The sequence below is a fragment of the Arthrobacter gyeryongensis genome (assembly GCF_039543785.1).
Classification (GTDB): Bacteria; Actinomycetota; Actinomycetes; order Actinomycetales; family Micrococcaceae; genus Arthrobacter; species Arthrobacter gyeryongensis.
Window position 1 is genome coordinate 1 of record NZ_BAABKK010000024.1, and the last position, 21,653, is coordinate 21,653.

The window sequence follows — 21,653 nt, forward strand, 5'->3', positions numbered from 1 at the left end:
GAACGCGAGAACATCCGCGAAGCCACCCTCGAAGGCCTCAACCCGGCCGCCCGCAAGGGAAACAACGGCGGCCGGCCCCCGGTCATCACCGAGGACATGCTGCACACCCTGCTGCGCCGCCGCGCGAACGGCGACTCCCTCCACGACATCCGCCTCGACCTGATCATCCGCAACGGCAAACACAAAGGCCGCAACCCCAGCATGGCCAGCATCTACCGGGCGCTCAGAGCACCAGAAACGCCGGGCCCACCCTCAAGCCGTTGACCAGACCCACCCCTAAATCGCCACGCTCCCGCCGGGCACCCGACGCGACCAGGCCGCCCTTGTAAGCCCTATCCGCCCGATTTTCAGCGAGTACTATGGCGACTTCAGTGAGCTCTTTGATGAAGGATTCCACGGGCATGCGACCGCTCATTTCGGCGTCGAGCAGGATAGTTCCAGGAAGAACCCGAGCCACCAACCCATCAGGTCTCACAAAATCAATTGAGGCAATGACATCGGCTTCTTCGGTTCGAAGACTGAGAAGGCAGAGGTTTTCCGGACGAAACTCACCAACAGAGACCGCCGGGTCCCAGCCAAGGTTGAGATAGAAGCTTCCGCTGCCCCACTGAGACTTTTGCAGGTTCACGACCTGATACTCACTCGCCGACGTCGTGCGGAACCAGTTACGCCCACGCGAGCACTGAGGTGCTCGCCCTGCACCACAGCCGGGTGCAGGCCACTTACCCACGAGGTAGACGATATGAAGTGAAGGCAGATCCGCGGCGTCCCCGTTCCTCTTCGAGCTTCCGGTTGTCCAAGGTCTCCCACCTTTCGAAATCCTCCATAGGAAATCGCTATGTAGGGACAGGAAAGCCGTCTTTGTGTGACCCGCGCCGCAAACGTTAACGTGATGTCGGGGGCCAGTCCGCAAAGCCGTACAAACACAGGATGTCGCACCTGAGGGCCCGCAGCAGGACCAATAGGACGCTCTCAATCGAGATCTCTTTCCCAGCCCACGTGTAGCCGTAGGCCGCCGTTCACCCATCGCCAACGGAGACGAAATGACAGAAACCACACCTCCCGGGAAGACCCCGGTCAGGGCCGCAATCGCGGCCTGGATCGGCACGACATTGGAGTACTACGACTTCGCGGTGTATGGCACCTCGTCGGCGTTGATTCTGAACGTCCTCTTCTTCTCGCCCGAGTTGCCCCAGGGCGTCAGCGTGCTGCTCGCCATGATCACCTTCGCGGTCGGCTACGCGGTCCGCCCCATCGGCTCTCTCATCCTTGGGCCGATGGGTGACCGCCGTGGCCGCAAATTCGTCATGATGATCACACTGTTCGGCATCGGCGGCTGCACCTTCCTGATCGGGTGCCTGCCCACGTACGCCCAGATCGGTCCTCTCGCTCCGATCCTGCTCGTGCTGATCCGCGTCATCCAAGGACTGTGCCTTTCCGGCGAGCAGCCCAGTGCCATCACCATGAGCCTGGAGCATGCTTCCGAGGGCCGACGCGGTTTCCTCGCAAGCTTCACCACGTTGGGCTCCTCCTCGGGCACGCTGCTCACCCTGCTGGTCTTCATCCCTGTCGCCGCTATGCCCTCGGAGCAGTTGCTGACCTGGGGTTGGCGGCTTCCGTTCTGGGCCTCCGCCGTCGTAGTCGTCGCTGCATACCTGATCCGCCGCCACATCCAGGAGCCGCCCGAATTCGTAAAGGTCCAGGCCGCCAAGGTGAATGTTGCCCCCCTCAGGCACCTTCTGCGCTTCCACTGGCGCGCGGTGCTGCGGATCGTATTCTGTGCGCTCATCGCGGGCACAAGCTACATGATGCAAACCTTCTCGGTAGCATTCGGGACCGCCGGATACAAGCTGGATAAGCCGACCATGCTCCTGACGACCACAGTCTCGGCAGTGATCGCCCTCGGAATCACGCCCCTGGCAGGATTCCTTGTGGACAAGGTCGGCCGCAAAACGATGTTCCTCATCGCAACGGGCGGCGTAGGCGTCACAATGGTGCCCTACCTGTGGTCAATCACGACCGGCAACTGGTCACTGATCTTCCTGTTTGGCATCATCAACTACTCCCTCTTTTACTCAATGGTTAACGCGTCCTGGCCCTCGTTCTTCGCAGAGATGTTCCCCGGCCGGCTGCGCGTCTCCGGACTCGCCCTTGGCACCCAGATCGGCTTCGCCATCTCGGGCGTCATCGGCCCCGTTCTCTCGACAGCACTCGCTGGCCCCGACCTGAAAGATTGGGTCGGCCCGTCCATGGTCGCGCTCGGGTTCATGGTCCTGGCAGGAATCTCAGCCCTCACCGCCAAGGAGACCAAGAAATACACGCTCAAGGAACTCGACGAGGTGCAGCAGGGCGAGCGGGAGACGGCCGTCCTCACGTCCGCGACCGTGTCCCCGGGCACAGCTACCCACGGCCTCGCTGGTTAGCCTGGAATGCAGAAGTGACGGGTAATCGCCCCTGAGCTGACCGCGAACGAGCTGTACGGGTCAGGATGTTCGTTTACATCGTGAATACGTGAAGACCTCTTAGTTTGGTGGCTGCCACACACAGCCAACGGCTAAGAGGTTTTCCCGTCCCGCCCGCAATGCCCGCCTGGCATAGGGCCCTCTGCGTCCGAGGCGATGGCGATGTCCGCAAAAATGATGCCACCAACGTTACTAATGAGGTGGGTCTTTGCTGTGCCACAAAGATGTCCACAGATAGGCCGGGACCCGCGTAATCCCGGGGATTTTGGTACCCACCTCCTATAACAACTTTGGTGCCACGGAGCTCATGCGGTCGTCCCGCTGACCGCAGTGAGGTGGGTGGTGCCGGTGGTCTTCATGGCCGTTTCCAGGCTTTCGTCCAAGCCAGTGGTGTCGCCCGTGACCATCCCGGGCAGGAGCCCGGCGGCGTCGCCCTTTATCCATTCGGCGGCCGAAGCGAATTGCCTTTTCAATTGCGCTGGACCTTGGGGAATGCTGGCAAGTGCTGCGGGGTTGCTTTGAGCTTCAGGACTGTGCCCCGGGTCCGGCTTGTGCCGCGAGTCCGGCCGCATGGGTGGGGTGACGGCGGCAAGAACACCGGCCTCGACTTGTCCTGGTTTTGCCGGCTTTAGTCTTCCGGCGGTTCTTACCTCCTGTCCCGTGACGACCTGGTTCCAGCCTTCGCCTCCAGTCAGCAGAATTCTTGTGCGGGAACGGATGAGCATGCCGTCGGCCGCAATATCGATTACTTCGGCCGGTACGGCCCAGCGTCCAGACCCACGTGAATCCGTGCCCAGTTCGCGAGGATCACCCACGATCAGCACGTGAATGACAACCGAATCGCGTGTAGCCGCAGCGTCGGCAACCGGACCGTCTTGGCGCGGGCCCGCTTCCGTTGCGGCATGGGCGGCCACGGCCGCTCCGAACAAGCACGCGACGGCCAGAGTGGCAGGAAAGGTCCTCAGGCTTCGCGGGGCCACGGCCCGGGCGGTGAGAAGAAGACACGCGGCGACACCCAAAGCCACGCATACGACTCCCGTCCACAGCGAAGGTAGATAGGCGCCCGCAAGGGAAACAGCCCACGTCAGAATGGCAGACGGGACCAGCCGAAGGTCCACTCGGCCCGTGCTCACTTTGGCTCCATGCACCTTAAACCGTCACCAAAGGCAGAAGGGATTCCATCATCTTGGGACCGACGCCATCCACTGCATCGAGGTCCTCCACCGAAGCGAACGGACCGTGCTGCTCGCGCCATTCGACGATGCGTTTTGCCAGGACGGGGCCGACCTTCGGCAAGGCATCGAGTTCCTCAGCCGTGGCGGTGTTGAGATTCACTTTTCCGCCGGCAGAAGTCCCGGCTCCTGTGCTGCCGGCTGTTGGAGGGCCGCCGGCCACCGTCCCGCCAGCAGCGCCCTGGCTTGGTGGAGGAGCCGCCTCCCCCGTCCGCGGAACGTGGATCTTCGCGGCGTCCTGCACCACCGCCGCAAGGTTAAGGCTGTTCAGTTCGGCTGCAGGATCCGCACCACCGGCAGCAGCGATTGCGTCAAACACCCGTGCTCCGGCGGGCACCCTGACGATCCCCGGACTCTTCACCGCACCGGCAACGTGGACCGTAAGTAGCTGGTCTCCATTCTGTGGTTCCGTAGCCTCGTTGACACCGCCTCTTCCGCTTCCCGTACCCGCTTCTGCAGTTCCTCCCGCATGTGAACTTCGCACGAGCGGCTCGATCGTCGGCTGCCCGGACCAGGACTGCCAGAAGAACCAGCCCACCAGCACCAAACAAGGCACCGCCAACAACACGGCTACGCGCCATGGGGTGCGCCACCGGAGTCGCGATGGAGTTCCTGCCTCTTCGGACAACTGATCGGTGCCTGACCGCTCCCCCACATCGGCCATCCCAAAGCTGGATGTCATCAAGGTTTGCAATGGAAGCAGAGGTTCTGTTTTGTTGTGGGCGCCCGGTGGGGCGTCGGCGTCGTGGTCCGACGGCTGCGCGACGGCCTCTCGGCCCGACCGTGGGGCAAGGCGAACAGCGAATCGGAGCCGGGCGGCACTCGCAGCATCGTCCGCGGGTGAGGCTCGATTCCTGCGTGGCATATCCACGAGCCTAGGACGCCAAGGCCCGCAGCAGCAGCCCGGAATGGCGCTATGTGGACAGGGCCGCCGCAGGATGCCTGTGGAGGATCAGTGGGCGGCGCGGGACGAGGCGAATTTCGGGGTTATATCTGGAAGTAGTGGTTTCTTCGGGGTGTCTGGTGCGGGTCGGTGTGGGGCGGCGGGATGAACCAGGGCACGCCTTCCTGGACTTGGATGTGCCATTCTTCCTTGTGGATCAGGTGGTGGTGATGGCTGCAGAGCAGCGTGCCGTTCGCGGCGCTCGTGGGCCCGCCGCGGGACCAGTACTCGATGTGGTGGGCCTCGCACCACGGCGCCGGCATGGTGCAGCAGGGGAAGGCGCAGCCCTTGTCCCGCGCGGTGATGGCTTTGCGGAGCTGCGGCGGGAAGATCCTTGAGGCCCGTCCGATGTCCAGGACCTGGCCCTCGCCGCCCAGGACCACAGGGATGATGTCCGCGTCGCAGGCGAGTTTGCGCAACTCCGCTGCCGGGACGGGCCCGGTGAACGTGAACGACCCGGTGCCGCCGCCCTGCCGGGGCCGGTCGAACAGGGCGGGCTGCCCGGGCTGCGAAAGTTGCCCGGGCTGGGAAGATTGCCCGTCCTGTAAAGCTTGCCCGGGCTGCGGAGGCCGGTGGTGTTGGGGGAAGAGGTCGCGGTGGTCGATAGTGGCCAGGATCTGCGGGCGGTGCCCGCCCGTGGCGGGCAGGGAGCCCGTGGCCAGGGCGAGCCGGCAGGCGCCGACCAGACCGTCCAGGAGCTTCTGCGCCCGCGATCGCCGCTCCAGCGCCACGGCATTCTCCGACGCCTCGGCGGAGGAATCGCCGGAGGAATCGCCTGACGAATCGCCGATTGGTTCCCCGGACGGACCGGCGGACGGTTCAGCGCAGACAGGAACCGTGCCCTGGGCTGCTGTGCCCTGGGGTGTGCGGGGGTTGGTGGCGGTGTTCATGACCGTGAGCAGGTGTTCGTATTGCTCGGCGGTGGCGAAGATCTCCACGTGCGCCAGGCCGTGTTTGGGACGGCGCAGGAACGCCCCCTGGTGCTGGCGCAGGGATTCCTCGGACGGTTCCGGGCCGTCCTGGTCGATCGCCTCGACCCAGCGCCGGGCCACCCTGGCCAGGAAGTCCTGGTCGTTGTCCTCCGCGGTGCGGGCCAGGGCGTGTTCCATTTCCGCGGCCTTCTCCGGGCTGCACAGCGGGCGCACCTTCGCCACGGCCATCGTGATGATCCCGGCCGCACCGGATCCGATCATCCCGGAGGCCAGCGCCGCGGCGGTTTCTTCGTGCCGGGCAGGGACCCGTTGCCCGGTGAGGGCGCAGCCCGGCAGCAGCTCGCTCGCCAGGGCGAGCCGGCGCCTGGCTTCGGCGGCACTGATGCGCAGCAAGGACCGCAGGTGCTCGGCCGTGGACCTGAACTCACCGCCCAGTGCGCTCCCCGCCTGCTCGGAGCCGGCCGCTCCCGCCTGCACCGAGCAGGCGGCACCATCTTGCGCGCCCGCGGGGCCCGCCGCGGTCACGGACGTCCAGCCCACGCCGGAGCCGGCATCCGCATCAGCGGCCCAGCCCGTTGTCCAGCCCGGCCGGCTGACGGGTTCATCGTTCCGGGCCCGGTCCAGCCCGGCCGCGGCGAGCAGCTGAAGATAATCCAGGGTCCGGGAGAGTTCCTCCACCCCGGACGCGAACGCGACAGCCTCCTGCAAACCCAGGGCTCCGACGTCGTCGGCCGCTTCTTCGGCCAGCGACCTCACTGCCGCCACGGTCCCGCCCAATACGGCCCGCCGGCCGCCCCGATCGCGTGGATCCACCAACGCCAGCCTGTCCGGAAGGCCGCCCGATACCTCGGCCAAGCGCGGACCACGGGAACTGCGGGACACTCCGAAGAGCCCCCGGGACGCAAGGCCCGGCCGGGTGTCGAAGTATCCGATCGCTTCCATGGGATAACTCTGCCAGGAGGCTACGACAAAATAAGGCCGTCGCTCAGGATGGGCGTTGCCTGACTCGAAAATGGATGGTGAATGGCTTCAGGTTGCCGCTGCGGTCTGATGGATGGGGTTGAAACGGACGGTCAGGCCGGGTGCGTTGGCTTGTTTGGTGATGCGGCGCATGACGTGGGTGGGCTCGCGTCGGGTGAAGTGGTCGGGTCCAAGTTCGAGGTAGTCGAGGTTGTTCATGAGCATGTGCCAGATCGCGGTGAGCAGAGAATGCTCGATCGCGACGATGGCTCGTTGTTTGCCTCGTCTGGCAGCGAGGCGGTAGTAGCGTTCGCGGAGGTAGGTGTTTTTGGTCCGGGCCGCGCCCATCGCCGCGTTGCCCAGGGCAGCTCCGAGTGCTTTGTTGCCGTTTCGCCGGCCTCCTGGCTTCTTGATCCCGCCGGATTCGTGGCTGCCAGGGCATACTCCGGCCCAGTGAGCCATCCGGAAATACTCAGCCAGGAGGCACTGACAAAATAACGCGATCGCTCAAAACGTGTGCCCGCGCACCTTGACCGAGGCTACGGGCGGCTCCGCGCAGGGAGCGTCGTGGCGCCCGGGGTACTGCTTTCCCCGACAACGACGGCCAAAACGCCGAGCCCGGCGTGGGCCGCCAACACGGCTGGCAGGGCACTGATCTGTGCAGGCGGGCAACCCAGGCATTTCTCCCCGAGACGGGCCGCGAGCCGCTCTGCCTCTGCCAGGTTTCCGAAGTGATGCACGGCGAGCCGCGATTGTCCTGCGGGCCGGGAATTGACGTCGGCAGCGACGATTTCTTCAAGCCGGGCGACGGCTTTGGCAGCCGAGCGCACCTTCTCGAGCGGTACGATCTTGCCGTCGTCCACCGCGAGGATCGGCTTGATGGACAGCATTGTTCCGAGCCACGACGCAGCAGTGCCGATTCGTCCGCCCCGCCGGAGCTGCTCAAGGCTCGGCACATAGAAGTAGACTTTGGTGCGGCTTAATCGCTCCTCGGCAAAGCGACGGACTTCGGCTGCCGAACGGCCGTCCGCGGCGGCAACCAGCGCGCTTTGGACGCCCATGCCTTGCGCCATTCCCACGGTGCGGGAGTCAATGACTTCGACTGGGATTGAGACGCGTTGCGCAGCCAGCCTTGCGGCGTCCGCGGTGCCGGACAGCCCGGCAGAAATGTGGATGGAGACGACGGCTTCGAATCCGCGGTGCAGGGCGGCGAGATAGGCCTGTTCGAATTGCCCGGGTGAAGGACGTGAAGTCTTCACGGACGATCCCGCCGCCAGGGCCAGCGCGAGCATCTGGGTGATGTCGTCCTCCCCCTCGCCGTAGATCTCTTCGCCCACCATGACGGGCATCGGTACGACGGCGAGGCGGCCGTCGGCAACGAACGTCTTGACCCATTCGGCCGGGAGTGCGGCTGCTGAGTCGGTGACGACGGCGGTGCGCACGACGACGGGCGCCGGCTCAGTTCCGGTGCGCCCTGGCGTCGTGGACTGGCGAAGTCGGGCCAAACGTTCCTTGAGCCACAACCAAGCCGGTGGTTCGCGGTCCGTCAAGGGAGCCTCCTGGAACTGGTGGCCGGCCGCCGGCAGGCGCCGGCGGCCGTTTCCCGGCTATGCCGGGACGATGTTCACCAGTTTAGGGGCGCGAACGATCACCGTGCGGATGCCGCGGCCATCGAGTGCCCGCTGTACGTTTTCGCTGGCGAGGGCGAGCTCCCGCAGCTCGTCCTCATTGATGTCCGGCGAGACGTCCAAACGGTCACGGACCTTGCCCTGGACCTGCACGACAGCCGTCACGGTGTCCTGGACAAGAAGCGAAGGATCGTGGGAGGGCCAGCCAGCGTTCGCGACCGAGGCCGGGTGGCCCAACTGGTTCCACAGGTCCTCGGCCGTGTATGGCGCGAAGAGGCTCAGGATGATTGCCACGGCCTCGGCGGCTTCACGGACGGCGGGGTCCGTGCCACCGGCACCGGAGTCGATGGTCTTGCGGGTCGCGTTGACGAGCTCCATCAGCTTGGCGACCACGACGTTGAACTTGTTGTTGTCCAACAGCTCAGCGGCGTCGGCGATGGTCCTGTGGGTGACGGTGCGCAGCGCTCGGTCACCAGTGGAGACATCGACGCCGGGCTCGCTTGCGACATCCTGGCCAAGGCGCCAGGCCCGGGCGAGGAACTTCGCGGAGCCCGACGGCGAGACGTCCGCCCAGTCGACGTCGTCCTCTGGCGGCGACGCGAAGACCATGGTCAGGCGGACGGCGTCGACGCCGAACTTGTCCAGTTGCTCGCCAAGGTCCACGCCGTTGCCGAGGGACTTGCTCATGGCCTTGCCGCCGTTGAGGACCTGCCCCTGGTTGAGCAGCGCGCTGAAGGGTTCGTCCGCGGCGAGCATGCCCATATCGTGGATGACCTTGGTGAAGAAGCGGGCGTACAGCAAGTGCAGGATGGCGTGCTCGACACCACCCACGTACTGGCCGACCGGCATCCAGTCGTTGATCTTGGCCGGGTCGAACGGTCCCTCGGTGTAGTGCGGGGAAACGAAGCGCAGGAAGTACCAGGACGAGTCTACGAAGGTGTCCATCGTGTCAGTGTCGCGCTGGGCGGCCCGTCCGCAGTTGGGGCACTCGACGTTGACCCATTCCAGTGCTGCGGCGAGAGGAGACGTGCCCCTCGGCGACAGCGCTTCGCCGCGCAGGTTTTCTGGCAGCCTGACGGGCAGTTGATCGTCCGGTACAGGCACCTCGCCGCATTCGGCGCAGTGGATGATGGGGATCGGAGTACCCCAGAAACGCTGGCGGCTCAGGAGCCAGTCGCGCAGGCGGAAGTTGACGAACTTCTCCCCCGTGCCCAGCTTCTCCAGGATGTCGATAGCTGCGGGGATGGCATCGGCCTTGGACAAACCGTCCAGTTCGCCGGAGTTCATCAGGGTGCCCTCTCCGGCGGTCGCGATGCCGGTTTCCGCCGGGTCTTCCCCTCCGGTGTTCAGGACCGGACGCACCGGCAGGTCAAACGCGCGGGCGAAGTCGAGGTCGCGCTGGTCGTGTGCGGGCACTGCCATGATGGCGCCCGTGCCGTAGTCGGCGAGCACGTAGTCGGCTGCCCACACAGGCAGTTTCTCACCGTTGAGCGGGTTGATGGCGTAGCGGCCGGTGAACACGCCCGTCTTCTCGCGCTCAGTGGACTGGCGCTCGATGTCAGACAGCGCCTTCACCTTTTCGCGGTAGGCCATGAGGGCATCGTGCTGTTCGGGCGTGACCAGGTCCAGCGCCAGGTGCGCATCCGCGGCGACGACGAAGAACGTTGCCCCGTACAAGGTGTCCGGGCGGGTGGTGAAGACTGTGACCTCGCGTTCGGCGCGGCCGTCTGTGGCTTCGATCGCGAAGCGGACGTGCGCGCCCTCGGAGCGGCCGATCCAGTTTCGCTGCATCGCCAAGACGCGCTCGGGCCAGTGTCCCTGGAGTTCGGACATGTCGTCGAGCAAACGGTCGGCATAATCGGTGATCTTGAAGTACCACTGGTTCAGGGACTTCTTGGTGACCGGGGTCCCGCAGCGTTCGCACGCGCCGTTGACTACCTGTTCGTTGGCGAGGACGGTCAGGTCCTTCGGGCACCAGTTGACCGGGGAATCCTTGCGGTAGGCCAGTCCGCGCTCGTAGAAGCGCTTGAACAGCCACTGCGTCCAGCGGTAGTACTCCGGGTCGGAAGTATGCAGCCGGCGGGACCAATCGGCAGAGATTGCATAACGTTTGAACGATGCGGCCTGCGTATCGATGTTGGCGTACGTCCACTCGCTGGGGTGGGCGTTGCGCTTAATGGCGGCATTCTCGGCCGGCAAGCCGAAGGAGTCCCAGCCGATGGGGTGCAGGACGTCGAAACCCTTCTGGCGGAGGTACCGCGCCACGACGTCGCCCATTGCGAAAGCCTCGGCGTGGCCCATGTGGAGGTCGCCCGAAGGGTAGGGGAACATGTCCAGGACATAGCGCCGCTCGCGGGAGCCGTCGTCGACAGGAGTGAAGACTTTGAGGTCTTCCCAGACCTGCGGCCATTTGGCCTCCATCGATGCGAAGCTGTAGACACCCTCCTCGGGCGTCTCGCCTGCCACTGTTGACTGTGCTCCGGTTTCTGTCTCCGGCTGAACGCTCACTGCTGCCCTCTTCTGTTCTTCCATGACGGTTTTGCCTCCTGCTCCGGGCCCCGGAAGGTCCCGGACACACAAAAGCCCCTCGGCAAGGAGGGGCGGCCGCTCGGTTCGCGATGGTCTAAATCGACGTATACCGGGCGGCTAGCTAAGCAGAAGGATCGCACGCATAAAGCCACCTTACCGCACCAAGCCCATGGCGTGGTTTCAAGGGGCGCTACGTGTAGGTGAAGGTTGAAGGAGGCCGCATTTCGCGTGGGTGAGCAGCCCCGGAGAAAAGGGGCCGGTGACTCCCCGCCATGGTGTGGTGGGCACCGCGAAGCGGGCGGGCGGGAGTTACCGGCCCCTTTTCGGGGCGAGTAGGGCTAACTCGGCGGGCGGGGCAGGGGCCGCCCCATCGAAACAGGCGAGGCGGCCCCTAACTTAGGTGCGGCGCGAACAGGAAACGAGAGACCTACTTAACGTCCTCGTCCACCCAATCCATGGACTTGGTCACAGCCTTCTTCCACAGGCGCATTTGCCGCTCCTGCTCTTCGGCCGGAAGCTGTGGCTCCCAGCGCTTGTCTTCGCCCCAGTTTGAGCTGAGTTCGCCGAGGTCCTTCCAGAAGCCGACGGCGAGTCCGGCCGCGTAGGCAGCACCGAGGGCCGTGGTTTCCACGACCTTCGGACGGACCACGGGCACGCCCAGGATGTCGGCCTGGAACTGCATGAGCGCCTCATTGGCGACCATGCCGCCGTCGACCTTCAACTCGGTCAGCGGAACGCCCGAGTCCGCGTTGACGGCGTCGAGCACTTCGCGGGTCTGGAAGGCGGTGGCCTCCAGGGCCGCGCGGGCGATGTGGCCCTTGTTGGCAAAACGGGTCAGGCCAACGATGGCACCGCGGGCGTCGGCGCGCCAGTACGGGGCGAACAAGCCGGAGAACGCGGGGACGATGTAGACGCCACCGTTGTCCTCGACGCCAGCCGCCAGTGTCTCCACTTCGGGAGCGGAGCTGATCAGGCCGAGGTTGTCGCGGAGCCACTGGATCAGTGAGCCCGTGACAGCGATGGAACCTTCCAATGCGTAGTGCGGCTTGGCGTCGCCCAGCTTGTAGCCGAGCGTGGTCAGCAGGCCATTCTTCGAGTGGACGATTTCCTCGCCCGTGTTGAAGATCAGGAAGCAGCCGGTGCCGTAGGTGTTCTTAGCTTCGCCCGCCTGGAACGCCGCCTGGCCGAAGGTTGCCGCCTGCTGGTCGCCCAGGATGCCTGCGACGGGCACTTCGCGCAGTAGCTGCGATGTGTGGACCGTGCCGTAGACCTCGGAGGAGGACTTGATGGCGGGCATCATCGACAGCGGAACACCGAACACGTCCAGAATTTCCTGGTCCCATTGCAAGGTGTCGAGGTCCATGAACATGGTGCGCGAGGCGTTGGTGACATCCGTGGCGTGCACGCCGCCGTCGACGCCGCCTGTCAGGTTCCACAGGACCCAGCAGTCGGTGTTGCCGAAGATGAGGTCCCCGGCTTCAGCCTTGGCCCGCGCACCTTCAACGTTGTCCAGGATCCACTTGATCTTGGTGCCGGAGAAGTAGGTGGCCAAGGGCAGGCCGACCTTCTGCTTGAAGCGCTCGGGACCGCCGTCCTGGCCCAGCTCGTCCACGATTGGCTGTGTGCGGGTGTCCTGCCAGACGATCGCGTTGTAGATGGGTTCGCCCGTGTTCTTGTCCCACACAACGGTGGTTTCGCGCTGGTTGGTGATGCCGACGGCGGCGATGTCGTGCCGGGTCAGGTTCGCCTTGGAGAGCGCCGAGCCAATGACCTCGCGGGTGTTGTCCCAGATTTCAACCGGGTTGTGCTCCACCCATCCGGCCTGGGGGAAGATCTGCTCGTGCTCCATCTGGCCGGAGGAAACGATGTTTCCCGAGTGGTCGAAAACGATGGCACGCGAGCTGGTGGTTCCCTGGTCAATGGCGATGACGTATTGCGACATTTTGACGTCCTTGTCTGCTTGCTTTGGTGGTTGCGGGATAAGTTTCTGAGCGGTTTGCTATTTGGCGACGGTTGCCATGATCGGTATGGAGTGGGCGACGAGTCCGGCGATGGTCCCGCCCAGGAGCGGGCCGAGGATCGGAACCCAGGAGTAGGCCCAGTCGCTGGAGCCCTTGCCCTTGATCGGCAGAATAGCGTGGGCGATACGCGGACCGAGGTCACGGGCGGGGTTGATCGCGTAGCCCGTCGGGCCGCCAAGGGAGGCGCCGATGCCGACGACGAGCAATGCCACCGCGAGCGGGCCCAGGCCGGAGGGAGTGCCGCCGAAGGTCAGGATCACGAAGACCAGCACAAACGTGGCGATGATTTCCGTAACGAGGTTCCAGGGGTACGAGCGGATGGCCGGTCCCGTGGAGAATACGGCGAGTTTGCTGGCTGCCAATGGCTCGGCGTCGAAGTGCTGCTTGTGGGCGAGCCAGGCGAAGACAGCGCCCAGGAAGGCGCCGAGCAGTTCTCCACCGAAGTAGGTGAACGTGGATGCCGCACTCACGGCCACCCCGGGGGCGAACTCGGCCTTGCCGTCAACCAGGAGACCAAGCGTGACCGCCGGATTCAGGTGCGCACCGGACATAGCCGCTACGTATACGCCGGCAAATACTGCGATGCCCCAGCCAAAATTCACCATCAGGAACCCGCCGCTGTTACCCTTCGTGCCTTTGAGAGCGACGTTTGCCACAACGCCACAGCCAAGCAGGGTAAGCATTCCGGTTCCGAACACTTCGGAAAGGAAAACAATTCCGAGAGACATCTTTGACTCCTCATTTTCTTCTGTTGTCAGCCCTGCAGGTTTTGTGGGGGCCGTTGGGCCGGCGTCTGTTAGCGCCGTCCCGGTTGCGGGTCTCCCTTGCGGAGCGGAGAACCGCAACCCTTGTGTCCAGGCTTCTTGGCCGGAACAATCAAGCTGATGTGACGTACATTACGTTCATGCGACGAGGCTGTGAACAGTCACGCCATGAAAACGTAGAAGCACCTCCTGTGCGTGCTGGATTTCCACTTCACGCTTCGCTGAATCCCAACCAAGCTGCGTGGCGAGGACTTCGGCAATTTCGTTCAGGAGCTCCCCGGTCACGAGGCCCCGGAAGGCCAGCGAGGTGCGGCGGATGAGGACATCCACGAGGTGCCCGATCTGTTCGTTGACCGCCATGAATTCGAGCTCCCGGACGCTGAGCTCGTTCGTGGAGCGCAGTTTCCGGTCCTCGCCTGCCGTGAGGTAGGCGATGACGTCCTCGGCGCGGGTGCCGTAGCGGGTAAGCAGGCCGCTGACCCGGTCGGCACCGAGACCGGGAGCCATGTGCTTTTTGACCCAGTCCTGGATCCCGTCTTCGCTGTCCGGGAAACCCTGGCCGCCTCCTATGGCGAGCTTCGCCGTCGAGGTCTTCCGCTCCATGCCCAGCTCGCGCAGAACGTCGTTGCTCAGGTGTTCGGCGAGGGCCCGGAAAGTGGTCCACTTTCCGCCGATCAATGAAAGTACGACGGCGGCCTCGCCGCCTTGAGCGGCCGCAGCACCGGAGGCTTTCCGCTCGCTTCGCTCGATGCGGTAGTCGCGGGATACGAAGCCCGGCTGGGTGTCGTCGTGGCGCGGAAGCGGCCGGACGCCGGCGAAGCTGTAGACGATATGGCTGCGCTCAACCTTGATGGAGGGGAAGACGTGGCCGACGAGGTCGAAGAAGTAGTCGATCTCGGCTTCGGTGCAGACGGCATCCTGGGCCATGTCGGCCTCGACGTCGGTGGTGCCCACCAGGACGCGGTCGCCCATCGGGTAGATCAGCACGATCCGCCCGTCCGTGTGTTCGAAGAAGATCTCGCGGCCGTCGCATGCGGCAAGCAATTCCGGATGGTCCAGGACAATGTGGGAACCCTTGGTTCCTCCCATGAAACGGCTCGCGGCACCTATTGCCTCATTGGTGAGGTCGACCCAGGCGCCCGTGGTGTTGACGATCACGTCGGCCTGGAAGCTGAATTCCTCGCCCGTGAGTTCATCGCGCAGCAAAACAGCGCCGGCCGTGCCGGTTGATTCGGCGTCCGTCGAGAGAAGGGAGACGTAGTTGCTGGCACGGGCGCTGCCGCCCGGCAAGCCGCTCCCAATCCCTGCCTTTTCGCCGTCCTGCAGCACATCGAGGGTCAGTCGCTCCGGGTTGTGCACGGACGCGTCAAAGTAGGTGGCTGCATATTTGATGCCGGGGTGCAATCGCGGCAGCTCAGCCAAGGCCTTCTCCTTGCCACGGAACTGATGGCGGGGGACGCTGCCGCCGTCGCGGGAGAAGAAGTCGTACATGCTCAATCCGAGCTTGATGAGGAAGGCGCCGCGTTCCTTCGGCTTGCCTTGCTTGTGCGTGAGGAAGCGTGTGGGGGCGGAAAGTATCCCGGAGAAGGTGCTGAAGATGGGGATGGTTGTCTGCAGGGGCTTGACGTAATGGGGAGCGATCTTCAAAAGCCGGTTGCGCTCGACCACGGATTCCTGGACGAGGCGGAATTCCCCGTTCTCGAGGTAGCGGATGCCGCCGTGGATCATGTGGGATGAGGCTCCGCTGGCGCCCTGGCAGTAATCGCCGCGTTCCACGAGTGCGACATCCACGCCCTGCAGTGCCAAATCACGGAAGGTGCCGACGCCGTTGATGCCGCCTCCGATGATCAACACCTGGGCTTGCGGCCGTTCGCGAAGTGCCGAAACCGAGGTCCGACGGGGTGATCCTGCTGCGGAACCGGAATTGCTGGTGTATCCCAAAACTGCTCCCTTGGGCTTTGGTGTGTGCGCTGCATCACTTGACGTCGCACCTTGCACAACTATTCTTCGAAAGAATGGAAAATGAAATCAAGCTAGTTGCACAAACGTGCAGAACGGAATTGAGATGCCACGATCACGACATTCAGACGCCCTCCGGGCAGCACAGATGTACTACCTGCAGGACCTCACCATGGACGCCATCGCCCGCGAACTTCGGACCTCGCGTTCAACCGTCTCCCGGCTGCTGTCCTCGGCCCGTGAGTCGGGATTGGTCCAGATCCAGATCCGCAGTCCACTGGATTCCGCCCCTGAACTGGAGCGTATGATCCGCAACGAATACGGCGTCGATGTGCATGTGGTGCCCGTCCTGGACACCTTGAACGAGGCGGAAACCCTTGACCGGGTGGCGACGCAGGCCGCACGGACCATTGGTCCCCTGGTCGATTCCAACGCCATTATCGGAGTGGCCTGGGGTGCCACCATCAGCGCAGTCAGCAGGCACCTGACGCGCAAGATCACGCACGGCAGCACTATTGTGCAGCTCAACGGCGCCGGCAACATGCAGACCACCGGCATCACCTACGCGAGCGACATCATGCGCCGTTTCGGCATCGCCTATGGTGCGCGGGTGGAACAGTTCCCTGTACCCGCTTTCTTCGACCACGCTTCCACGAAGACCGCGATGTGGAATGAGCGCAGCGTCCAGCGCGTGCTCGATCTCCAAGCCAGGATGAGCATTGCCATCTTCGGTGTCGGATCGGTGCATTCGGACTATCCCAGCCACGTCTACGCCGGCGGCTACCTCGACGAAACGGACCTGTTTCTGCTTGCCAGCTCGGACGTCGTGGGCGATGTTGCCACCGTCTTCTTCCGCGCCGACGGCTCTTCCGACGGCATTACCCTCAACGAGCGGTCCACCGGCCCAAGCCACGAACAACTAAGGCAGGTCCGCCGCCGCATCTGCGTCGTCTCGGGTGCATCCAAGATCAACGGGCTGCGCGGAGCTCTGGAAGCGAGGCTGGCCACAGATCTGATCCTGGATGAGGCAACGGCGAAGCGCCTGGTCAGTTTCGGCAGCCCTTCCTGAATAATTGAACGACCCTGAAACATTCCCGGCATCGAGGTAGGTAGAGTCTTGGCTATGAAACCCTCGCCTCGGCTCAGTCTCAACAACGGTGTCTTGATTGACCAGTTGGGGTTCGGGCTTTACAAGGTGCCGCCGGCGGACGCCACGTCTTTGGTCGCCACTGCGCTGGGCGCCGGCTACAGGCACTTCGATACAGCTGCCATGTATGGCAACGAGACCGGGGTCGGCCGGGGCATCGGCAGTGCGGTCATTCCCCCGCCCGGAGTGGACAGCAACACGGGAGGCTCCGGGGAAGGCACCCACGGCCTCTCCCGCGAAGACGTCTTTGTCACCACGAAGCTCTGGAACGACGACCAGGGCTACGACTCCACGCTCCGTGCCTTCGATTCTTCGATGGCCAATCTCGGCCTCGACTACGTCGATCTGTACCTGATCCACTGGCCCTGCGCAGGGCGCGGTTTGTTCCAGGAAAGTTACCGGGCAATGGAAACCCTGTACCGCGAAGGCCGGGTGCGTGCGATCGGCGTCTCCAACTTCCAGCCGGACCATCTCGAAGCGCTCATGCAAAAAGCCGAAGTGGTTCCGGCGGTGAACCAGATTGAACTGCACCCTTGGTTGCAGCAGACCCGGCTCCGCACCCTCCACGAGCAGTTGCGCATTCGCACGGAAGCGTGGAGCCCCTTGGGCCGCGGCCAGGTCCTTCAGGATCCGGCAGTTCGGGCCCTCGCGGAAAAATATGGAAAGACACCTGCGCAAATCATCATCCGCTGGCACCTCCAACTGGGAAATATCGTCATCCCGAAAGCGAGCACACCGGCACGCATCCAGGAGAACTTCGATGTCTTCGGCTTCGAGCTGGACGCCGATGACATGGATGGCTTGGCCGCCCTCGAACGCCACCACCGCACTGGGTCACACCCGGACAACGTCAACTAGGACCTGCCGAATGGAACAAGTGGACACGAACCACTCCCCCGAACCCGCACCAACCTCCCCACGGGAGTTCTTCAGCAAGGCCTTGGCCGCCCGGACGAGTGCCTCGGACATCGACCTCGACGGCAGCAATGTCGCCTATTGGTGCTACGAACCGGTCACAGTGACCGCGGATACCCGGACCATACTGGTCATCCACGGTTTCCGCGGCGATCACCACGGCCTGCTCCGCGTCGTAGACCACCTGCCGGAAATGCGTGTCATCATGCCCGACCTTCCCGGCTTTGGCAGCTCGGAGCCTTTCGCCGGAGACCCCCACACCGTGGAACGCTACGGGAAGTTCATCACCGGTTTCATGGCGGCCTTGGGCCTCGGAGCGGACACGGTTCTCCTCGGGCACTCCTTCGGATCCATTGTTGCCAGCCATTTCGCCGCCGCGAATCCGGGAGCCATCCGTCCGCTGATCCTGGTCAATCCCATCGCCGCTCCCGCGCTTGAGGGTCCCAAAGGCCTCATGACCAAGCTGGCAGTCCTGTACTACCAGGTCTCCGCCAAGCTCCCGCGCCGGCTGGGGCTCGCCGTCCTGCGCAGCCGCCTCATTGTCCGCGTCATGAGCGCCGCGATGGCCAAGACCCGGGACAAGGAACTCCGGGCCTTCGTCCATGGCCAGCACGATGCGTACTTCTCCGCGTTCGCCGACCGCGCGAGCCTCCTGGAGTCTTTCCGGGCTTCGGTGTCCAGCCATGTGGCCGAGGTCGCCGGGCAATTGGACCTTCCCGTGTTGTTGGTGGCAGGCGAGAAAGACGAGATCGCCCTGCTCAAGGACCAGCACAAGCTGTTGGAGCTGCTCCCGGACGGCGCGCTGGAAGTGATTCCCGACGTCGGGCATTTGATCCACTACGAGACACCGGCGCCGGCCGCCGCCGCCATCCGCAGTTTCCTGGAGGAACACCCCGCGTGAAAATCGTCATAGATGCCCGCTTCACCCGCACGGACCATCATGACGGGATCAGCCGCTACGGATCGAGCCTCATAGCGGCGACGTCCAAGATCGCGGACGTCACGATGCTCATCAGCGACAAGCGCCAGCTGGCGCTCCTGCCGGATGTCCCCTATGTCCACATCACCAGCCCGCTGTCCCCGCGCGAACTGTTCGTGGCGCGCGAAGTCAACAAGCTCGAGGCCGACGTCGTGGTTTGCCCGATGCAGACCATGGGCACCTGGGGCCGCAAGTACGGACTGGTCCTGACCTTGCACGACCTCATCTACTATGAGCACCCGGCCCCTCCGGGCTTCCTGCCCGCACCAGTGCGGTTGCTCTGGCGGCTTTACCACAAGGCCTACTGGCCGCAGCGCTTGCTTCTCAACCGGGCCGATATCGTTGCCACCATCAGCCACACCACCGAGTCGCTTATGGCGAAGTTCAACTTGACCCGCCGCCCGGTCCGGATCGTGGGCAACGCGCCTCAGCCAGGCCAGACGCCGCGCGATCCCGCAGCCGGCGCCGAGAAGTCCCTGCTCTACATGGGCTCGTTCATGCCCTACAAGAATGTGGAGACCATGATCCAGGGAATGACCGAACTGCCCGGATTCACCCTGCACCTGCTTAGCCGGATCACCCCCCAGCGCCGCGCCGAGCTGGAGCCCTTGGTCCCGCCGGGCGCGAAGGTCGAGTTCCACAACGGCGTCACGGATGCCGAATACGATTCCCTCCTACTCCGGGCTACCGCCCTCGTCAGCCTGTCCAAGGCAGAAGGCTATGGGCTGCCCCTGGTTGAGGCGATGGCACTTGGCACTCCCGTGATCGCCAGTGACACCCCCATCTTCCGTGAGGTCGGCGGGGATGCGGTGAGTTACGTGCACCCCGAATCGCCGGGCGAATTTGCTGCGGCAGTCAAGGCCCTTGAAGACACGGAATTGTGGCAGGCGCGCTCACGCCGCTCCGTGGAACGCGCCGCTGATTTCAATTGGGACGAGTCGGCCCGCCAACTGCTGGCCGTGGCCGAAGAGATCGTTGCGATGCGCAGCCCCAAGCGACGCTAGAGGACGTCGACTCCGTCAAGCCGCAGTTGCACGGGTCCCGAGGTGCGCTTCGCCGCGCTGGCGGCTTTGACGGCCCGCATGGCACGCGTTGCCTCCACCGCTTGTGCATAGGGAATGAAGATCAGTGTCCGGACGTCCGGATCGCGTTCCTGTTCTACCGCACGCTGCGCAGACAGCGTGAGGGAGACCGGCGCGGGGCCCGCGGTTCGCAGCTGGATAGTTTCGGCCAGGCTTTCGGTGAAGTGCACGACGTCGGCCCGCTTGCCTGTCACTGAGGCGATCCGGACTGCCGGCGGCAACTGGAGTTCCTGCCGGAGTGCCAGCTCGCGGGAGGCATATCCCGCAGGGTCCCAGCGCAACAACGCGCCCGTCGCGGTGGTGTCGTCTGCAGTGATGACTACGAGTCCGCCTTCGTTCGCGGGCCGTACGAGGGCCGCCGCGTTGAACCATCGCCGTACCGTGTCCTCACCGGCGCGCAGGTTTTCCCTGCGCAGAAGCGAATTGCCATCCAGGAGCAGCGCCGCCGCGTAGCCCCCGCCGGCTACCGGTTCAGCGCCAACAGTCGCGACCACGAGGGCACGGGCATCGGATACCGTGGCTTTGACTTGGTCCCCCGAAGACGTCACGACGGCCTTGCCTGGAAAAGCCCTGCCCAGTTCTTCCGCGGTCCTCAGCACACCGGCCGCCCCCCTGCGGAGTCGGCCTCCGCCGCAATGCCGGCAACGCCATTCCGGGGCCGGGGTGGAGCACCAGCGGCACTGCGGCAGGGCTGATTGACCGGCGATTGCGAGGGGTCCCTGGCAGTTGTTGCACCTGGCGGTTTCGCGGCAATCCTCGCAGACAAGGGACGGGGCATAGCCGGCCCGGGCCACCTGCACCAGGACGGGCCCGCGTTCCAGTCCCTCTTTGGCGGCCCGCCAAGCGGCACCGGGCAATCGTGCGATCTTCGCCAGGGGGTCGCGTTCCTGCTCGAAGCTGTCTGCCGTATTGAGCACCCGGGGCGTCCTGGCTCGGACGACTTGCCGGGGAGCTTCCACGGGCACAGCCCAGCCGCCTTCGACAAGCCGCTGAAGCTCTGTGCTACGGCTATGCGCGGCCATGAGGCACGCCGCTGATTCCTGTTCGGAACGCAAGAGCAGGATTTCCCGGGTGTGCGCGTAAGGGGCGCGCTGGTCAATGTGGAGGTCGTCGCCGTCGTCCCAGCACACCACCAGCCCCAGGTTCTGCACCGGAGCGTACGCAGCGGAGCGGGTACCCACTGCCACCTTGGCGGCGCCGCTGAGGAGCCGAAGGTAGCTCCGGTACCGCGGTGTCTGGCCGTCGTCCGCCGTCAACCGCGCGACGTCTCCTGGTGGCAGGACAGCGCGCAGCGCCGCCTCCATGCGGTCGAGATCACGGTAGTCGGGAACGACGACGACGGCGCCCCGCCCTGAGGAGCGGACTGCCGCCACCGCAGACGCCACAAGCTCGGGCCAGCCGGCGGCTCCAAAACCCTGTGTCGCAGTCAAGACGGCACGGGGTGAGCCACCCCCGGCGAGGTGTTGCAGGTAAGGCGCCCCGTTGGCGTAGGAAGCCCACGCCGCTTGCGCCCGCTTAGCGGAGCCCTGTACGGACCCGCTGCGCTTCTTGCTGCCTTCCCCTGGCTCCTCCAAGAGAGATACGCCGGACAGGTGCTGCTTCTCCAGGCGCGCGACACGGGGCGGAATGGCGGTGCGGAGGACATCGCTGAGCGTGCCGGCGTAGCGGGCCGCGACACTGGAGGCAAGCTCCAGCAACGCCGGAGTCAGCACCGGGACGGCTGAGACCACTTTGAGAATCGGAGTCAGGGCATGCCCGGCGTCCGACGATTCCATACGCTCCAGGACGTAGCCGTTGAGTTCCTGGCCGCTGAAGCGGACTTTGACCCGGACGCCTGCGAGGGCGGTCCCGTCCAACTCGGCCGGCACGCTGTAGTCGAAAGGCCTGTCGAGATGCGGCAAGGATGATTCGATCAAGACCCGTGCCACCGGATTGTTCGCCGCGAGCGGTGGCCCGGCGACGTCGCTCCCGCGCGAAGGGAAGCCTTGCAACAAGGACGGCTGATGGGACGGCGAAGGCGACACCATGGCAAACGGAAGCAGCGAACCATCGCTCATGCTTGTCACCTCCCTGGAGTGCCGGATGCCTTGGGGCAATCCA

16 protein-coding genes and 1 pseudogene are annotated in these 21,653 nt (G+C 64.6%); 6 read left to right on the plus strand and 11 right to left on the minus strand.

The genetic code is table 11. The features are described 5' to 3' along the window. Positions 1 to 264: pseudogene (locus ABEA18_RS15765) on the plus strand (hypothetical protein); the annotation flags it as partial. On the opposite strand, the gene ABEA18_RS15770 reads toward ABEA18_RS15765, so the two are convergent. After that, positions 224 to 628, minus strand: a complete 405-nt coding sequence (locus ABEA18_RS15770; RefSeq protein ID WP_345450571.1) for a hypothetical protein — start codon at positions 626 to 628, stop codon at positions 224 to 226. The pseudogene ABEA18_RS15765 and the gene ABEA18_RS15770 sit on opposite strands and share 41 nt — an antisense overlap. A 415-nt stretch (positions 629 to 1,043) precedes the next feature. On the opposite strand from ABEA18_RS15770, the gene ABEA18_RS15775 reads away from it, so the two are divergent. After that, positions 1,044 to 2,423 carry an MFS transporter gene (locus ABEA18_RS15775; RefSeq protein WP_345450573.1) on the plus strand — a complete coding sequence of 460 codons (1,380 nt, stop codon included), beginning with the start codon at positions 1,044 to 1,046 and terminating at the stop codon, positions 2,421 to 2,423. Between the two features lie 344 nt (positions 2,424 to 2,767). Here the strand turns inward: ABEA18_RS15775 and ABEA18_RS15780 are convergent, their stop codons facing one another. The 9 genes from ABEA18_RS15780 to ABEA18_RS15820 all read right to left on the minus strand — a co-directional run bounded on the left by ABEA18_RS15780 (position 2,768) and on the right by ABEA18_RS15820 (position 15,412). Next, a complete protein-coding gene (locus ABEA18_RS15780) occupies positions 2,768 to 3,595 on the minus strand; it encodes a hypothetical protein (RefSeq protein WP_345450575.1) in 828 nt (275 codons plus the stop codon). 16 nt (positions 3,596 to 3,611) lie between these two features. Next, a complete protein-coding gene (locus ABEA18_RS15785) occupies positions 3,612 to 4,376 on the minus strand; it encodes a ComEA family DNA-binding protein (protein WP_345450577.1) in 765 nt (254 codons plus the stop codon). Between the two features lie 305 nt (positions 4,377 to 4,681). Then, positions 4,682 to 6,511 (minus strand): HNH endonuclease signature motif containing protein, encoded by a 1,830-nt coding sequence (locus ABEA18_RS15790; RefSeq protein WP_345450579.1) that lies wholly within the window; start codon positions 6,509 to 6,511, stop codon positions 4,682 to 4,684. Positions 6,512 to 6,598: 87 nt separating this feature from the next. Then, entirely contained in the window at positions 6,599 to 6,991 is a 393-nt protein-coding gene (locus tag ABEA18_RS15795; RefSeq protein WP_345450581.1) for a transposase, read from the minus strand. A 77-nt stretch (positions 6,992 to 7,068) separates the two neighbouring features. Then, positions 7,069 to 8,079, minus strand: a complete 1,011-nt coding sequence (locus ABEA18_RS15800; RefSeq protein ID WP_345450583.1) for a DegV family protein — start codon at positions 8,077 to 8,079, stop codon at positions 7,069 to 7,071. Between the two features lie 57 nt (positions 8,080 to 8,136). Continuing rightward, complete coding sequence (gene leuS / locus ABEA18_RS15805) at positions 8,137 to 10,665, minus strand: leucine--tRNA ligase (protein WP_345451187.1); 2,529 nt, start codon at positions 10,663 to 10,665, stop codon at positions 8,137 to 8,139. Between the two features lie 448 nt (positions 10,666 to 11,113). Next, positions 11,114 to 12,628 carry a glycerol kinase GlpK gene (gene glpK / locus ABEA18_RS15810; RefSeq protein ID WP_345450585.1) on the minus strand — a complete coding sequence of 505 codons (1,515 nt, stop codon included), beginning with the start codon at positions 12,626 to 12,628 and terminating at the stop codon, positions 11,114 to 11,116. Positions 12,629 to 12,685: 57 nt separating this feature from the next. After that, positions 12,686 to 13,435 (minus strand): MIP/aquaporin family protein, encoded by a 750-nt coding sequence (locus ABEA18_RS15815; RefSeq protein ID WP_345450587.1) that lies wholly within the window; start codon positions 13,433 to 13,435, stop codon positions 12,686 to 12,688. A gap of 174 nt (positions 13,436 to 13,609) precedes the next feature. Further along, positions 13,610 to 15,412, minus strand: coding sequence for a glycerol-3-phosphate dehydrogenase/oxidase (locus ABEA18_RS15820; protein ID WP_345450589.1), 1,803 nt, complete (start codon positions 15,410 to 15,412; stop codon positions 13,610 to 13,612). 124 nt (positions 15,413 to 15,536) lie between these two features. On the opposite strand from ABEA18_RS15820, the gene ABEA18_RS15825 reads away from it, so the two are divergent. The 4 genes from ABEA18_RS15825 to ABEA18_RS15840 are packed head-to-tail and all read left to right on the plus strand — an operon-like array spanning position 15,537 to position 19,475. Then, positions 15,537 to 16,499: a sugar-binding transcriptional regulator gene (locus tag ABEA18_RS15825; protein WP_345450591.1), complete on the plus strand. Its 963-nt coding sequence runs from the start codon at positions 15,537 to 15,539 to the stop codon at positions 16,497 to 16,499. A gap of 54 nt (positions 16,500 to 16,553) precedes the next feature. Beyond that, positions 16,554 to 17,435, plus strand: coding sequence for an aldo/keto reductase (locus tag ABEA18_RS15830; RefSeq protein WP_345450592.1), 882 nt, complete (start codon positions 16,554 to 16,556; stop codon positions 17,433 to 17,435). A gap of 10 nt (positions 17,436 to 17,445) precedes the next feature. Further along, a complete protein-coding gene (locus ABEA18_RS15835) occupies positions 17,446 to 18,393 on the plus strand; it encodes an alpha/beta fold hydrolase (RefSeq protein ID WP_345450594.1) in 948 nt (315 codons plus the stop codon). Next, positions 18,390 to 19,475: a glycosyltransferase family 4 protein gene (locus ABEA18_RS15840; RefSeq protein WP_345450596.1), complete on the plus strand. Its 1,086-nt coding sequence runs from the start codon at positions 18,390 to 18,392 to the stop codon at positions 19,473 to 19,475. The genes ABEA18_RS15835 and ABEA18_RS15840 overlap by 4 nt, the downstream gene beginning before the upstream one ends. Here the strand turns inward: ABEA18_RS15840 and ABEA18_RS15845 are convergent. Further along, positions 19,472 to 21,580: a primosomal protein N' gene (locus ABEA18_RS15845; RefSeq protein ID WP_345451189.1), complete on the minus strand. Its 2,109-nt coding sequence runs from the start codon at positions 21,578 to 21,580 to the stop codon at positions 19,472 to 19,474. The two genes, ABEA18_RS15840 and ABEA18_RS15845, sit on opposite strands and share 4 nt — an antisense overlap. Positions 21,581 to 21,653 lie beyond the last annotated feature (73 nt).

Coding starts and splice junctions, on each gene's coding strand:
- ABEA18_RS15775 (WP_345450573.1), top strand. CDS start 1,044: ATGACAGAAACCACACCTCCCGGGAAGACCCCGGTCAGGGCCGCAATC.
- ABEA18_RS15785 (WP_345450577.1), bottom strand. CDS start 4,376: ATGACATCCAGCTTTGGGATGGCCGATGTGGGGGAGCGGTCAGGCACC.
- ABEA18_RS15790 (WP_345450579.1), bottom strand. CDS start 6,511: ATGGAAGCGATCGGATACTTCGACACCCGGCCGGGCCTTGCGTCCCGG.
- ABEA18_RS15795 (WP_345450581.1), bottom strand. CDS start 6,991: ATGGCTCACTGGGCCGGAGTATGCCCTGGCAGCCACGAATCCGGCGGG.
- glpK (WP_345450585.1), bottom strand. CDS start 12,628: ATGTCGCAATACGTCATCGCCATTGACCAGGGAACCACCAGCTCGCGT.
- ABEA18_RS15815 (WP_345450587.1), bottom strand. CDS start 13,435: ATGTCTCTCGGAATTGTTTTCCTTTCCGAAGTGTTCGGAACCGGAATG.
- ABEA18_RS15825 (WP_345450591.1), top strand. CDS start 15,537: ATGCCACGATCACGACATTCAGACGCCCTCCGGGCAGCACAGATGTAC.
- ABEA18_RS15830 (WP_345450592.1), top strand. CDS start 16,554: ATGAAACCCTCGCCTCGGCTCAGTCTCAACAACGGTGTCTTGATTGAC.
- ABEA18_RS15835 (WP_345450594.1), top strand. CDS start 17,446: ATGGAACAAGTGGACACGAACCACTCCCCCGAACCCGCACCAACCTCC.
- ABEA18_RS15845 (WP_345451189.1), bottom strand. CDS start 21,580: ATGGTGTCGCCTTCGCCGTCCCATCAGCCGTCCTTGTTGCAAGGCTTC.